This window comes from Rhodococcus sp. NPDC059968 (assembly GCF_042738615.1).
GTDB lineage: Bacteria > Actinomycetota > Actinomycetes > Mycobacteriales > Mycobacteriaceae > Rhodococcus_F.
In genome coordinates this window covers 1-15,025 of record NZ_JBHWUE010000103.1, presented here as the reverse complement: position 1 = coordinate 15,025, position 15,025 = coordinate 1, and the positions used below count along the sequence as shown (strand labels likewise).

At 63.1% G+C, this 15,025-nt stretch carries 11 protein-coding genes and 2 pseudogenes; 7 read left to right on the top strand and 6 right to left on the bottom strand.

Annotated features, from left to right (window positions below; translation table 11 throughout):
• Window positions 1–222: 222 nt before the first annotated feature.
• Entirely contained in the window at window positions 223–1,314 is a 1,092-nt protein-coding gene (locus ACFWAY_RS44205) for a Glu/Leu/Phe/Val dehydrogenase (protein ID WP_378514959.1), read from the bottom strand.
• 267 nt (window positions 1,315–1,581) lie between these two features.
• Between ACFWAY_RS44205 and ACFWAY_RS44200 the strand changes: the two genes are divergently transcribed.
• Window positions 1,582–2,712: a pyridoxal phosphate-dependent aminotransferase gene (locus ACFWAY_RS44200; protein WP_378514957.1), complete on the top strand. Its 1,131-nt coding sequence runs from the start codon at window positions 1,582–1,584 to the stop codon at window positions 2,710–2,712.
• 91 nt (window positions 2,713–2,803) lie between these two features.
• On the opposite strand, the gene ACFWAY_RS44195 is transcribed toward ACFWAY_RS44200, so the two are convergent.
• Window positions 2,804–3,565, bottom strand: a complete 762-nt coding sequence (locus ACFWAY_RS44195) for a GntR family transcriptional regulator (RefSeq protein WP_378458082.1) — start codon at window positions 3,563–3,565, stop codon at window positions 2,804–2,806.
• A 315-nt stretch (window positions 3,566–3,880) separates the two neighbouring features.
• Here ACFWAY_RS44195 and ACFWAY_RS44190 point away from each other — a divergent pair, with 315 nt between their 5' ends.
• From ACFWAY_RS44190 to ACFWAY_RS44175, 4 genes are all read left to right on the top strand, one after another.
• Complete coding sequence (locus tag ACFWAY_RS44190; RefSeq protein ID WP_378514955.1) at window positions 3,881–5,269, top strand: MFS transporter; 1,389 nt, start codon at window positions 3,881–3,883, stop codon at window positions 5,267–5,269.
• A 26-nt stretch (window positions 5,270–5,295) separates the two neighbouring features.
• On the top strand, window positions 5,296–5,835 hold the full coding sequence (locus ACFWAY_RS44185; RefSeq protein ID WP_378458080.1) for a cysteine hydrolase family protein: 540 nt from the start codon (window positions 5,296–5,298) through the stop codon (window positions 5,833–5,835).
• Window positions 5,836–6,333: 498 nt separating this feature from the next.
• Window positions 6,334–6,657, top strand: a complete 324-nt coding sequence (locus ACFWAY_RS44180; protein ID WP_378458089.1) for a hypothetical protein — start codon at window positions 6,334–6,336, stop codon at window positions 6,655–6,657.
• Between the two features lie 283 nt (window positions 6,658–6,940).
• Window positions 6,941–10,312 carry a protein kinase gene (locus ACFWAY_RS44175; protein WP_378514954.1) on the top strand — a complete coding sequence of 1,124 codons (3,372 nt, stop codon included), beginning with the start codon at window positions 6,941–6,943 and terminating at the stop codon, window positions 10,310–10,312.
• A 225-nt stretch (window positions 10,313–10,537) separates the two neighbouring features.
• On the opposite strand, the gene ACFWAY_RS44170 is transcribed toward ACFWAY_RS44175, so the two are convergent.
• From ACFWAY_RS44170 to ACFWAY_RS44160, 3 genes are read right to left on the bottom strand one after another with little or no spacing between them, the layout of a single operon-like run.
• Window positions 10,538–11,344, bottom strand: coding sequence for an NAD(P)H-dependent oxidoreductase (locus ACFWAY_RS44170; protein ID WP_378514952.1), 807 nt, complete (start codon window positions 11,342–11,344; stop codon window positions 10,538–10,540).
• Window positions 11,239–11,580, bottom strand: a complete 342-nt coding sequence (locus ACFWAY_RS44165; RefSeq protein ID WP_378514950.1) for a DsbA family protein — start codon at window positions 11,578–11,580, stop codon at window positions 11,239–11,241. The genes ACFWAY_RS44170 and ACFWAY_RS44165 overlap by 106 nt, the downstream gene beginning before the upstream one ends.
• 48 nt (window positions 11,581–11,628) lie before the next feature.
• Window positions 11,629–11,853 (bottom strand): hypothetical protein, encoded by a 225-nt coding sequence (locus tag ACFWAY_RS44160; RefSeq protein ID WP_378458076.1) that lies wholly within the window; start codon window positions 11,851–11,853, stop codon window positions 11,629–11,631.
• 570 nt (window positions 11,854–12,423) lie between these two features.
• Between ACFWAY_RS44160 and ACFWAY_RS44155 the strand changes: the two genes are divergently transcribed.
• Window positions 12,424–13,761 carry a M6 family metalloprotease domain-containing protein gene (locus ACFWAY_RS44155; RefSeq protein WP_378514949.1) on the top strand — a complete coding sequence of 446 codons (1,338 nt, stop codon included), beginning with the start codon at window positions 12,424–12,426 and terminating at the stop codon, window positions 13,759–13,761.
• 679 nt (window positions 13,762–14,440) lie between these two features.
• Here the strand turns inward: ACFWAY_RS44155 and ACFWAY_RS44150 are convergent.
• Window positions 14,441–14,679: pseudogene (locus tag ACFWAY_RS44150) on the bottom strand (integrase core domain-containing protein); the annotation flags it as partial.
• 98 nt (window positions 14,680–14,777) lie between these two features.
• Here ACFWAY_RS44150 and ACFWAY_RS44145 point away from each other — a divergent pair.
• A pseudogene (locus ACFWAY_RS44145) lies at window positions 14,778–15,025 on the top strand (IS982 family transposase); the annotation flags it as partial.

Below are 15,025 nucleotides of genomic sequence, written 5' to 3'. Positions count from 1 at the left end.
CATCTCCGCCTCGTAACGGGTGACCAGTGCTCCGCCGCTCTGCAGTCTCGGTGGGCGTGCCTCGCCGATCCGCCCACTGGACGTCCCCACGCAGTGTCCGCGAGAACACCAGTCACCTCGGGGCAGGTGTGGCGGGTCGAGCGAGACTCGCCCTCTCTCAAAGTGACTCGTGTATCAGCGCAAGGCTGGGGGCAGGCGGCCGCAGTGCTCCGCGGACGTGGCTCAGTGACGCGCGGCGTCGATGCGGGCGTCGGCGACTCGGTTGGCGGCGGCGCCGGCCGAGACACCGTCGAGGGCGGCGACGTCGAGAATTTCCTGCACCGTGTCGAAGATCTTCTCCACGCGGGGGGTGACGTCGGCTGCGGACTTGTGCTCGAGCTCGCCTGCCATCTGAATCAAACCGCCCGCGTTGGCCACGAAGTCCGGCACCCAGGTGATGCGACGCCTGGACAGGGACTGTTCCACGGTCGGGTCGACCAGTTGGTTGTTGGCGGCCCCGCAGACAATGGTTGCCGACAGGTCGCGAACGCTCTGATGGCTCAGGGTCGCTCCGAGGGCGCAGGGGGCGTAGATGTCGAGCGGCGAGGAGATCACCCCGGTCGCCGGTGTGAGGTCCGGGAAGTCCTGGGTGGCGCGGTTGAGCGCATCGGCGTTGATGTCGCACGCGACAACGGACGCGCCGGCTTCGATCAAGAGACGGATGAGGTGATATCCCACCTTCCCGGTTCCCTCTACGCCCACGTGCCGCCCCGCAAGGTTGGCGGATCCCCACGTGGATGCGGCCGCGGCGCGCATCGAGTGGAAGACGCCGAGCGCGGTCAGTGGTGCACTGTCGCCCGAGCCGCCCGCCGCCACGTTGCGACCGGTTACGTGGTGTGTGTACCTGCCGATTACGTCCATGTCATCCGAGGTGGTCCCTACGTCGCCGGCGGTGATGTAGCGGCCGCCGAGGGTTTCGACGAAGTGGCCGTACGCCGCGAGTAGTGCCTCGGACTTGAGCGTGCGGGGGTCGCCGATGATGACCGCCTTGCCGCCGCCGAGTTGCAGTCCGGCAGCGGCGGCCTTGTAGGTCATGCCCTTCGACAGCCGGAGGGCGTCGGTCAGTGCCGCCCGCTCGTCGGCGAAGGGGTAGAAGCGTGTGCCTCCGAGGGCCGGGCCGAGAACGGTGGAATGGATCGCGATGATCGCCTTCAACCCGGATTTCGCATTCTGGCAGAAGACGACTTGCTCGTGAGGTGAGTCCACGAAGTCGAGACGATCGAAGACGAAGGTGCGGTCGACATCTCCGACGGTGTCGTGGCTGGTCAAAGTCATGTTCGTGACCTATCTGAGGGGCGGCGCCGGATGAGACCGCCGCCATCGGTCGTGTGGACCGGAGTTGGTTGGCTGGGGTGTGCCAAGCGGGGCATGATTCGCCGTACCATCCTGAGATACTTTGAGATCGTTGTAAATATCCTAATCCGGAGTTACTGTCGTCACAAGGCTGCAAATGGGTGTCTCGTTACGACTTCCCGCGCGGCAGGCCAGTTGACCGCCTGCGCTGCGCCTTTCCGACGTGATCGAAGCTTCGAAGGAGTTCTCATGCTCGAACGACTACCTGCGCTCGTACTGTCCGAGCGTGCCCAGGTCCGCTGGCGCGCCGGCCAGGAGATGGTCCCGATGCGCGGTGTCCCGATGTTGCCGATGCCGCCGCACGTCGTCGATGTTGTGTCGCGGGCGGCGCCGGAGGTCTTTCCGCGTGACAGCCGAGGATCGCTCATCCTCAAGACCGCGGTCGCCGAACATTTGCGGGATGAGTTCGACTTGGCCGTGAATCCGGACCGGGAACTGCTGGTCACGCACGGCGCTCAGCACGGGCTCAGCGTCGCATTGCGCGCGCTGCTCGGGCCGGGTGACGAAGTCCTGATTCCTGCGCCCTCGTACTTTTTCGACGGCACCGTGCGGCTGGCCGGTGCGATGCCGCGGTACGTGCCGTCCGTGGAATCCGACGGCTGGCGGCTTCCTCTCGACCAGCTGGAGGCCGCGATTTCGCCCCGGACCCGGGCCGTCCTCCTGTGCAATCCCAACAACCCGACGGGGACCGTGCCCACACGGGAAGAGCTGACCATCGTGCTCGATCTTGCCCGCCGGCACGGCTTGTACGTGTTTGCCGACGAGTCCTACGAACGGTACGTGCACGAAGGGCCCGGATATGTGCCTCAGATGTCACTCGTGGACAGCTACGACCGGCTCGTCACGTTGACCAGCCTCAGCAAGAACTACGCGTTCACGAGTTGGCGAGTGGGCTACATCCACGCGAAAGCGGATCTGATCGACATCATCCATGCGGCACTGGAGTGGGATGCGATCAACATCGGTGACATCCCGCAGCTGGCCGCCGCGGCGGCGATCAGCGGACCCCAGGATTGGCTCGACCGTGAATTCTCCACGTTCCGGACGCGCCGTGACCTTCTCCTCGAAGGCGTTGCGGCTGCCGGCTTGACGGTGGTCACTCCGCATGCGGGGATCTTTGCTTTCGTGAACTTTTCGCCGCTTGGAGTTACGGGAGTTGAACTCGAGGAGACGTTGCTCGACGCGGGTATTGCCGCGCTCAGCGGTGACCGTTTCTTCGGTCCCGGGTCATGCGCGCGGGTGCTGTACGGGGGAACCGAGCCCAGCCTCGTCCAGCTCGGTCGACAGTTGAAAGTATTGGCGCACCGCGTAAGCGCGTAGACGCCAGGGGGCCCCTTTTTCGCATGGTTTCCGTGTGAATAGGGGCCCTTAGTTCTCAATCGGTACGTCTGCCAGGGACGCACCGAAATGGTTAACGCGGCACGCGGGCGTTGTCGACGGCGGCGGTCGGGATGACGGGAACCCGGATTTCGACCGAGGTCACTTCTGGGCTGGTTGTGAGGGCCTGCAGGATTTCTCGCCGTGCGGACTGAGTGCGGACCTTCATCGCTGCTCGTGCTGCCTCGGGATCCCGGTTGATGATGGCATCGACGACCGCCCGGCGCTCTTCGGTCCTGAAGGGGGGCATCTCGGGTTCGAGCATGACCGCGAGCCTGCCGATACGTTCGATCTCGTCGAAGACGTCGATGATGCTCGCGGCCAGTCGGTCGTTGCCGCATCCATTGGCGATGATGGCCTCGAACTCGTAGTTGGCCCGCAGTCTCTCGTCGAGATGGGGGCCGCCGAGTTGTCCGTAGCCGTCGTCGACGCACAATTCGACCAGCCGGGTTCGGTCTTCCTCGGACAGGCCCTTGGCGGCGGTGAGCGCCGCGGCCTCACTCTGGAGGATTGTGCGCATGTCGCAAAGATCGGCTACATCGCTGAGAGTGATCGACGAGACGACATATCCTGCCCGGCGGATCGGGACGACCAGACCGTCGCGGTGGAGCCGTGCCAACGCTTCCCGCACTGGGGTCTTGCTCAGTCCCCATGCGGCTGCGACCTGCTGCTCGGTGAACTGCTCGCCGGGCTTGCGCGCGAGTTCGATGATTTCTCGTTTGAGGCGCTGATATGCCTGCTCCATCAGGTTCGATCCGTCGTGAGCGGATTGGATCAAAGCTGGCTCGAACTTCATAGCGTCTCCTCCGCTGCACTTTCAGATACCAGTACTCATCGTAGAGGTAGGCTAGTCACTCGCTAAGTATCCTAAGCAGCTCTTGTAAATATCTTAAACTGTCTCTACTGTCGTGATACAGGCCACAGCGAGCGGCGACCCGAGTCAGGCTCAACTGCAGCAACTCGACTCGGTCACTACCGCCACGGGCCGCGTCGTATCTGAAAACCGGGTTGGTCCGATCGCCACACGCAGTCCTCGTGCTGGGCACTGCGGCTGCGAGATAATGCTCGCAGCGGGACATGGCCAGCCATCCTCCCAATGAAAGGCCCAGTCATGATCAATGACGGTGCTGTCGTCACACTCGATGACGAATCCGAACACCGCATGTGGCGCAAGGTCGGATTCCGAATCCTTCCGCTGGTCGGTGTCGCGTACATCGTCAGTTACATCGACCGGGCCAACCTCGGTTACATCGCCAAGCCGATGGGCGCGGACCTGTCCATGACCTCGGCTCAGATCGGGCTGGCGGCGGGCCTGTTCTTCATCGGATACATCCTTGTCGAAGTACCCAGCAACATGATGCTGCACCGCTTCGGCGCGCGACTGTGGATCAGTCGCATCATCGTCACCTGGGGAATCATCACTATGTTGACCGGGGCGGTTCACTCCGCCGGCCAGCTGTACATCGCACGGATTCTGCTCGGATTCGCCGAGGCCGGCCTCGCCGCAGGAATCCTGCTCTATCTGACGTTCTGGTTCCCCAAGAAGCAGCGCACGTGGGCGATGTCGACGTTCTTCCTCATGATTCCGCTGTCCGGGATCCTCGGCGCACCGGTCGCGGCGGCGCTCCTGAAATGGGGACAGAGCGTATTGGGTATCGAAGGCTGGCGTTCACTGTTCGTCGTCGAAGGTGCGGTCACCGTCCTCGTCGGCATCGTGATCCTGCTCTTCCTCCCGGACCGGCCCTCGAAGGCCAAGTGGCTCAACGCCGCAGAGAAGGCGCACATCGAGGGTGTCCTCGCGCACGAGACCGAGCAAAGCGTCGGCCACGGTGCACTGACCGGCATGCGACAGGCACTGCTCGACAAGAAGGTGTGGGCGCTCGGGTTCTCGTTCTTCGCGATCGTATTCGGGCTCTATCCCATTGCCTTCTTCCTGCCGACGATGATCTCCAACCTCACCGAGACCATCGGGTCCGCCGGGAACGTGTCCAGCGTCTTGCTCGCCGCCATTCCGTCGGTTGCAGCCATGGTGGCAATGGTGCTGTGGGCGCGTGTCGCCGCGAAGAAGTCGATCATCTTCTCTACCACCGTGCCGATGGCATGCGGTGCGATCGGACTGGTCGCCGCGACGTTCACTCAGAACGGTGTGCTGTTCATCATCGCCGTCTGCGTGAGTGTGTCGGGCATCTACACCGCGATCCCGCAGTTTTGGCGCCTGCCGGCGCTGAGTATGACCGGTGCGGCCGCGGCCGCCGGAATCGGCCTGATCAACTCTATGAGCAACCTCAGCGGATTCATCGGGCCCTACATGACAGGTGCTATAGAGACGGCCACCGGCAGCTACACCTACGCGCTGCTGGCCATCGCCGTCATCATGGTTCTGGGCATCGTGGTTCTGCTCACCGCTGGGCGGCGTGCGGAACGAATCGGCAGCGAGGAGGGTGGTACCTCCTTTCACACGGACGTGACCGAGCCCCGACTCCTTACGGAGAACAAGTGACCTCCAGTCGAAACGTTGGATTGATCGTGGGCGATGTCCAACGCGGGATCATCGCCCAATTCGGTTTCGCCCGCCAAGTTCTCCCCACGCTCGAGCACGTGATTCCCGCTGCCCGAGCGCACGACATCGATGTGATCTTCCTGCGAGCGGGATTCCGTGCAAACGGGGCGGATATCAACCCTCGAAACACTCTGTTCCGCAACCTGTTCGAGATGGGTGAGGTCTTTGATGCCGACTCGCCCAGTACCGCCATCGAGCCGGGTCTCGGACCGGAAAAGGGTGACACCGTCGTCCTGAAGAGGCGGACGAGCGGGTTCTTCGGAACTGAACTCGATCTCATTCTCCGCAGCAAGAACATCGATAACATCGTCATCTGCGGTGTGGCCACCGGCGCTATGGTCGCGGCCACCGTCTTCGCCGCATCCGACCTCGACTACCGTATTACCGTCCTGCGGGACGGCTGCGCCGACGGCGACCAGTCCGTCCATGATCTGTTGATGGACAATCTCTTTCCATCGCGCGGCGCACAGGTATTGGACGCCAAAGAGTGGATCGACACCCTCTGAACACGACCGAAACGATGACGCGGCGGGACACGATCCGATCTCGTGCCGCAGACTCTCCACCTTCGATATAGATGCGTCCGCCGCGATCCGGCTTCAGACGCAAGAAGGACGACGACAACATGACTCAGTCCATCGAACCTCACCTGAGGCCGCACGACCTCGCTGATCGATGTCGATCCGGCTCCGGGCCGGTCCTGCTGACCGGTGTGCAGGCCATTGCCCGCGGCCGGGTCGAACCCACCGACCGACTCGAGGACAGGGAGCCACCGGTGGCGAAACCGTTCGCCACCGGCGGCGAGACGCGGTTGGACATGCTGTCGATCGAATGCGAGGACACCAGCGCGATGGTGCCCCGGGTGACGTCGATGTTCTTCCGGCTGGGAGTCGAGCTGAGAGATTTTTCGACCTGGAGATCGGTGCGAGCGGAGGGCCCGGCAAGGCGTCGTTGTCGCTATCCGGATCCCGGGGCACCTTTCGCCGGAAATACTCGTCAAACGCTTGAATCGGCTGATCGGGGTCATCAAGATCAGGCACGCGGATTCCATTCTCGAGGTCCCACACTGCAGCACCTTCGTGGAGGTGGGGGCAACCGGTCATTTCGTCGAGGGCGTCGCGCTACTCGGAATCGAGTTCCGTGCGGCAGTCCTCGACTACACCCGCAACTTCATCGTTCTCCGCTTCTCCGGACCGCCGGACCGTCTCGGCTCGGTCTTGGAGCGCCTCACCAAGCTCGGCGCCAAGAGGATGCGTGGGGACATCCGGGTGTCGACACGACAAGTGACGTCCGCGGTCCTGCTCGGCCGCATACCAACCCCCACCTGATCGGAGCAGGCTCATGTGACTCGAAGACATCTGGTGCGGGCCCACCTACACGACCCGACCCGTAGGTCCACCCGGAGAACCGTCGACTGTGGGTACAGGTCACGTCCTACCACCGGGCGTCCACTGTCGATCCAACGCCTTCAGAAGTTTTGTGGGGGCTAGCGATACCCTAAAACCACAATCACCGGCGAAGCATCAGCCTGCGCCAGCTCACCGGAAACCCAACCTCAGCGCGGTCGCGGCGGCCACCCCGTCGATACCGAACGCAGAAATCTCGGCAACCATGTCCGACTTCGTCCCCGACAAGACACAACGCCACCTCCCTCGGATCAAATCGGACCTGGACGCGGCCGGCTTCGACGACGCAGAGGAAATTGCGCGCGGCGGTTTCGGCGTCGTCTATCGATGCCGTCAGGCACACCTCGACCGGACCGTGGCAGTCAAGGTACTCACCAGCGATCTCGATCAGGCGAACTGTGACCGTTTCCTCCGCGAACAACGCATCATGGGGCGCCTGACAGGCCACCCCAATATCGTCAACGTCCTCGAAGCCGGCGTCACCGATGCTGGCCGACCGTTCATCGTCATGCCGTACCTGCCACAGAGCTCACTCGAGTCCCACATCCGGCGCGACGGTCCCCTTCCGTGGACCGCGGTCATCAGCCTCGGCATCAGCATGGCGTCGGCCCTGGAGACGGCGCACCAGAGCGGAATCCTCCACCGCGACGTCAAGCCCGGCAACATCCTCTTCACCGACTATGGAGGACAGCAGCTCACCGACTTCGGAATCGCACACCTCACGGGTGGGTTCGAAACCGGCGCCGGCACCCTCACCGGGTCACCGGCCTTCACCGCCCCGGAGATCCTGCTGGGCAAGCCTGCCTCGATCGCCGCGGACATCTACAGCCTCGGTGCCACACTCTTCTGTGCGCTGACCGGCCATGCCCCCTTCGAACGCCACAGCGGTGAGAAGGTGATCGCCCAGTTCGTCCGCATCACCACCGACCCGATCCCACGGCTGGCCGGGCTGGGCATCCCCGACGACGTGTGCGCGGCAGTGGAAAGATCAATGTCCGCGAACCCCGCCGATCGCCCGAAGACCGCAGCCGAACTCGGTATCGCGCTACAACACGCTCAGCGCCAACACGGATATCCCGTGGACGAGATGGCCTTGAATACTGCGCACCCCGAGCACCCCGAGCACACAGGGCACACACCGCCCACCGAGGAGCCGATCGCAGACAGCGCCGCCCGCATCCAGCCTCGCTTCACCGTCGCCGAGGCACCGTCACCATCCAACATCAAGCCCACACCCCCCGCGTTCGGGAACGTTCCCGGGAATCTCTCGGTAGAACTCACCAGCTTCGTCGGTCGCCGCCAGGAACTCGCCGCGGCACGCAAGCTGCTCACCAGCGCCCGCCTTCTGACATTGACCGGTATCGGAGGTGTCGGAAAGTCCCGGCTCGCGCGACGCATCGCAACGGACATTCGCCGCGTGTTCGACGACGCCGTCTGGCTCGTCGAACTCGGAGACCTGCACGACCCGGACTTACTCGCCGAGATCCTGGCCACATCACTGCACCTGCGCACGGACACCGGACTACCCGTCGAGCACATCCTCATTCAGCACCTTGCCTCACGCCGACTGCTTCTCGTGCTCGACAACTGCGAGCAAATCATCACCGCAGTCGCGAGACTCACCGAGACATTGCTACGAGCATGCCCGGATCTGCGGATCCTGGCCACCAGCCGCGAGCCGATCGGCATTCAGGGCGAAGTCGCTCTGCGAGTGCCACCATTAGGGATCCCGGACGCCGACAAGGAGCCGCCCCTACGCGGGCTTCCCCAATACGACGCCGTGCAACTCTTCGCCGACCGAGCGACCGCCGCCGTGCCCACCTTCGAGGTCAGCGACGACAACCGCGTAACCGTGACCCGCATCTGTCAGCGCCTCGACGGGCTCCCACTGCCCATCGAACTCGCCGCAGTCCGGCTGCGCGCTATGTCCGCCGAGCAGATCCTCGCGAGGCTGACCGACCGCTACCAGCTCCTGACCTCGGGCGGTCGCACCGCCCCTACCCGCCAGCAGACCCTCCGGCTCTGCATCGACTGGAGTTACGACCTGTGCACACCACAGGAACGAACACTGTGGAGCCGATTGTCCGTATTCGCGGGCAGCTTCGAACTGGACGCGGCCGAGGCGATTTGCGGGCGCGACTTCTCACCGCAACTGCTGCTCGACCTGGTGTCTTCGTTGGTCGACAAGTCCATCCTCATCCGAGAAGACGCCGGGACAGTCGTGCGTTATCGGCTACTCGACACACTCCGCGAATATGGTCGAGGCAAACTCGATGCACAGACAGACCTGGAAGAGCTTCGCCGCCAGCACTGCGAGTGGTACTCGCAACTAGCAACGCAGGCCGAAGCTGAATGGCTCAGCTCCCACCAGGCAACGTGGATCGCGCGACTGGACCGCGAACAAACGAACCTGCGGGACATGCTCGAATTTTGCCTCTCCGACGCTGCGGATACATCAGGTGTCGAGATGGACCGAAGTACCGGACTGCGAACGGCAGCGACGCTATCGGTGTTCTGGCTCGCACGAGGACAATTCAGCGAGGGAGAACGCTGGCTCACCCGCCTCCTCTCGCAGCCGACACCCGGACCCTCACACGAACGGGCAGCCGCGCTGTACTCCACGTCCATGTTCGCAGCCGCGCAAGGGCTGATACCCGCAGCGCAGGATCGCCTCGCCGAACTCAGACTCTTTGCCGACGAGCTCAACAGCCCAGCACTGCGGACCCTGTCCACCCACGCCGCCGGATATCTCGCGCTCTACAGTGGTCGGCCCGCCGACGCGATCGGAGACTTCGAAGACGCTGTCACCAGCTTCGAACAGGAAGGAAACCTACTCCGACAAGTCGGAAGCCTGATCGGACTGGCACTCGCCTGCGGACTTACCGGCGACGAATCCCGGGCTGTCCGCTGCCATGAGCGCATTATCGCGATCACTGAACCATTGGGTGAGTCGATCTACCGCTCGTACTCGCGATGGGCGTGTGGGCTCGCGGTGTGGTTGCAAGGTGACCCGGAGCGGGCTGTGCAACTGCTCCAACAAGGTCTGCGGTTGACGCGTCTCGTCGACGACCCACGCGGGTCCGCATGGTGCCTGCAGACGCTGGCGTGGATTGCCGCCGAGCGGCGCGACGCCAGACGCGCCGCAGTGCTATTGGGCGCTGCGGAAACGCTCTGGCAGGCGATGGGCAGCCCCACGATGCAGTTTCCGAATCTTCGCCGCTACCAGAAGGAATGTGAGCGACGCGTCCAAGCGATGCTCGGCGGCAGGGGATTCGAAGCTGAGTCCGCACGTGGCCGCTCACTCAAATCCGATGAGGCCATCGCCTTCGCCCTCGACGAGAAGGCCGAGCAACCCGCTCGAGACAACGATCCGGGCGTGAGTTTGACACGTCGTGAATTGCAGGTGGCCCGGTTGGTAGCCGAGGGAATGACGAACCGGGCTATCGCCGACAGGTTGGTGATCTCACCCCGCACCGCCCAGGGACATGTCGAGCATGTCTTGGTCAAACTCGGCTTCACTTCAAGAGCGCAAATCGCAGCCTGGATTGTCGAGCGCGAGCCGACCCCTCGCCCCTGACCAGGGGTCATTCGCCTCCCTCTCCCTCTGCGGGGGCGGTGAGCGCCACGTCGGCGGCGTTCCACCCGTCGAGTTCGTACCCGGGGCCGCATCAAGAAGCGCGTCACCCAGTCGAGGTTTGCAGTTCTGAATCGAGTTGCATTGGAGCATCGTTCGTGCCGTGCCGTGCCGTGCCGTGGCTTCGGCGGAGTTGGCTTGGCGAGGGTCCGGTACATTCGCTGTGGGTTAGTCGCTAGCGGAGAATGGCGACCGGTGATCTGATTTAGTTTCAGATGGCCACGTCCAGCCGCGTTGCGTGTTGCGGTGCAGGGTGTTTGCGATGTCGTGGCCGGTCCAGTGTATGGAGTCGATGCCGGCGTCCTCGATGGCGTCGCATAGGCGACCGAATTGACGGTTGCGCGATTGTAGGATTTCCCTGTCTGACACACGGCTTGGGGCGACCATATATCGCCACCGCGGTTCCCGAGCGGTCAATATCGAGTGGGGGAGGGTCCGCTCCCGACGAGCGGTCCGGCAATGGCCCACTCTTCCCGCGAGCAGGCCGCATTGAAATTCCTGTACCCGGCGACCTGAGCGCTGGGCCTTGAACACGGAAGGCATCGAGTAGTTGTACATCGGGACGGCAAACAGGTAGGAGCTCGCGCCCAGGAACTCTTCGACGAGTTCGTCCTGCAAGGTTGCCACCGTCCTCTGCTCCGGGGCGTGTTGGTGGGCGGGTGTGGTGCGAGCGGTGATACCGGCAGCGTCCAAATGGCCGAGCGGGTTGAGGGCAAGGTCGCGGTGGACGACGTCGCCGCCCCAGGCCTCGGCGAAGGTGTCAGCGACCTGCCGGGAGTAGGAGGCGGCCGGAGGCCGAGGAGTCGATGCGCAGAAGGTAGGACATGGTCTTGCTTTCTGTGTCAGGTGATGTCGCTGTGTGGTTGTGCTCAGGAGGGCTGTGTGCCTGGGACGACGCAACCGTCCGAGCCGCAGATGCCGTCGGCCTGGGCGACGGTAGGGAGCGCCCGCGGGACGGTATGACCGGCGTCCCACGTATCGGTCATCGCGGCGAGAAGATGATCCGTGCCGATGGCCCCGTTGATGGTGCGGCTGCCGTCGATGACGAGGAAAGGCACGCCGCGGGCACCTAGGCGTTGAGCCTCGCGCTGGTCGGCTAACACCTGCGCGCGGTAGCGACGGTCGTCGAGGACCTCGGTGGCCTCCTCTCGATCCAGACCCAGTTGTGCAGCGAAGTCGAGCACCTCGCTTCCGGTCCCGGAACTTGTCAAGGTGTTTGAGTCCAACGGGTGTTACGCGGCGGGCTGATCCGCGGTGGGTTAGGCCTCCTCGTGCTCGGCGACGGGCTGGTTGATCCAGGCGTCGGTCGGCAGGTCGAGGATCTTCGGGGTACCGGTTGTGCCGAAAGGCTCGGGGCGCTCGAGGCGGGCCGAAGAGAGCACCGCAGCGCGTTCGTCGGCCTTGTGAGCGGCCAGTCCGACGTGCGCGTTGGCGGGGGTGTGCAGGCCGATGCCGGTATGGCGATGGTCGTGGTTGGCCAGCATGGGCTACGACGCCGCCGCTGATCCACGGTAGCTTCGACCGCCTCCGTACGTGCTGCCGGAGCGCTTTGCTCCGCGGTAGCGAGTACGGTAGCGGAGGTTTGCCCTGCTCGGTCCATCAAAACTGCTCCCCGACCGGCTACCATCAGAACCGTTCGGTTTGTCGACAACCGCGAGATGAGACTCAAGCGCCGCAAGCTATCAGTCGTCAGCAGTCTTGAGCGCCCGGACGTGCGACGACGAGCGCACCCTCCGCGTTCGATGGTGAATCGGACTTCTCTCTCCGCCCGAGCCGCAAACCCGACACGGGACGAGTAGCCCATTACTCGCGACGGCGTGCGTCACCCAGGGCAGACTTGAATCGTCCGATGGAGCACCTTGAACCGTCCGATAGAGCACGCCGACGTTGCTGGGCAAGCGGCAGCACCCCCATCCACCGGAACATGAACGTCGAAGGAGAGCACGACGATGAGATACTCCCTCAGCCCTGTGCGGCGACATGGTCACAGCACCCTGGGGCCATGTCCAGTACCGCTGTCCCCGAAAGCGATGGCGCAACTCTATACGCGCTACTTGGAGCTGAAGAACTCGAATCGGTTGCCGGCGGACATCACGTTCGAGCAATACTATGACGTCTGGCGATCTGGACGGCGCGGCGAGAACTTTGTAGGTCTCGACGACGGGGCCACGACACACGGGCCAAGCACCGACAAGGAACTGATCACCCGCCCGGACACGCAGCTCAAGGGTGTCATCCGCACCATCGTTCTCCTTGTTGACTTCCCAGACAAATCACACGATTCCGAGCACGGAACCGGGTACTACGAGGAAATGCTGTTCAGCAGCGGAACCTTCCCGACCGGAAGCATGCGCGACTACTACCGGAAAGTGAGTGGCTTCGATGCGGCCACCGGCACCGGGATCGACATCCAAGGAGCCGTGCACGGCTGGTTCCGGCTACCACGACCGCTCAGCGCCTACGCCGACGGCAACTCGGGTATGAGCAACAACTTCCCCCGCAACGCACAAGGTTTGGCGCGAGACGCCGTCCGCGCCGCCCTCGCCGAGGGCATCGACTTCACACCCTTCGACGCGCTTGGGGAAGATACGGTCACCGCCCTGTTCATCGTCCATGCCGGCAGTGGGGCTGAGGAAACCCGGTCCAAGGACGATATCTGGAGCCTGAAATGGGTGATTCCCGGTGGCGTCGAGGTTGGCGCGAACCTATCTGTGAGCACTTTCCTCACTGTCCCCGAAGACTGCAATATGGGGGTTTGCGCCCACGAGTGGGGTCACCTTGCGGCACGCTGGGCCGACTACTACGACACCGGGCAGAGCGATCACACTAGATCGGCCGGACTCGGAAGCTACTGCCTGATGGCTGCAGGCAGCTGGGGAAACCAAGGACTGACCCCCGTCTTCCCCAGCGGGATGCTGCGCATGTTCCATGGGTGGACAACGCCGAAGCTCGTCACCAAGTCGACCACGAATATCGCATTGAAGCCGGCGGCCCAGGGCGGGAATATGCTGTTCGTTCAGAACAAGAGGAAGATGAGCGAGTCTCAGTACATCGTTGTCGAATACCGCCGTCGGCGAGGTCAAGATACGTTCTTGCCGGATGAGGGCATTGCTATCTACGTCGTCGACGAGGCAATTGAGAATGTAAATGACGAAGAGGGCCTGGCGATCGAATTGCTCCAGGCGGACGGTCGGCGAGATCTCGCAGCAATATTCCGTGGCGGAAATCGCGGCGACGAGAATGATTTGTATCCGTTCAACGGCAACAATGTCGTTGGCGAAGCAACGAATCCGGCGCTTAACCTTCCTGGTGACAGATGGTCAGGAGTCACCATCAGCGTGAAGGGCACCCCAGGCGATGACCAGATGCATGTTGATGTAGCGATGGCGTGATCAACCCCGACCGCGCGGACCGAACAGACTCATTACTGAGTGACAGAGCGTCAGTACGCATCGGCACCGTATCCACCGCCGAATCACGGTGATCGCGGACGTGACTCGGGCGGATTGGTACCGGGGTCCAAGTCGGAATTGAGGTCGGGCCGATGCCTTTCGTCCCGCCATCAACTTCATTGCACGAAAGGAGCTAGGTATTAGCAGTATTCACCAATCCCCAGGGTAGAAATAGATTTCACGTAAGTCTGACGGCCCGGCAACCGGTGATCGCACCACCTCCACGCCGTAGTCGTCAGCTCGTGCGCAGGCAACTGCACTCAGCAGCCGAACTTCGTGAACCTGGACTTCCAGACTTTCCACAGTCTCCTGGTCACCCTGGGCGGCACCCGGCCGGATCGAGACTTAAGGTTCCGTTCTGATCGACCATGGGTAGCGGTAGGGTTCCGACCCAGCATCCAAATGGTTCGCAGGGCGTCCGCATTGGGACGTACAGATCGGTCCTGGCGAACGTGAGACATCCAGTGGTGTGCGAAAATTGAACCGTCGTCGTACTTCCCCAGTGACAACTTGTCGTCGCACCAGCCGACAGCGCCACACCAGGAGCAACCCGGGCAACGGAGGGCGAAGCCGGCCAACAGTTCGCGTGAGGTTGCACCTTGAAAGTGGACACCGGATTTCATGCGGCAGCTGACAGCGTAGACAACGCGATCAGTCGTTGTCCGAACTCGATGGGAGTGAGGTAGCCGAGGGCGGAGTGACGGCGTCGCCGGTTGTAATACAAGAGCCACTCGAACAGCTCCAGCCGTCCCTGCGCCTTCGATGTCCAGCCCCGTCCGTGCAGCCATTGCCGTTTGAGGGTCTGGAAGGACGACTCGCGAGGGCGTTGGCGTAACTTGACCCGACCCGGTCTCGACTACGGTGGCGGTGCTGAAGGTTGGCGCCCGAGCTAGATGGTTGATTCCTTGAAGCGTGTCGCGGAGGAGGAGTAGGCGGAGGGTTTCCAAGATCAAAGCGTGACCAAAGAACTGGAAACCCTCCTGACCGAACTGTATGTGCTCATCGACGATCATGTCGTCGAACCCCGCTCCGGTCGGGGTCGGCGGCCCGTGCTCAGCGATGCCGAACTGCTCACCCTGGCCGTGGCACAGATGCTGCTCGGGTTCGACTGTGAACGCCGGTGGATCCGGCACGCCCACCACAGCGTCGAGTTGCGTGCCCTGTTTCCCTACATTCCCGGACAGTCGGACTACAACAAACGTGT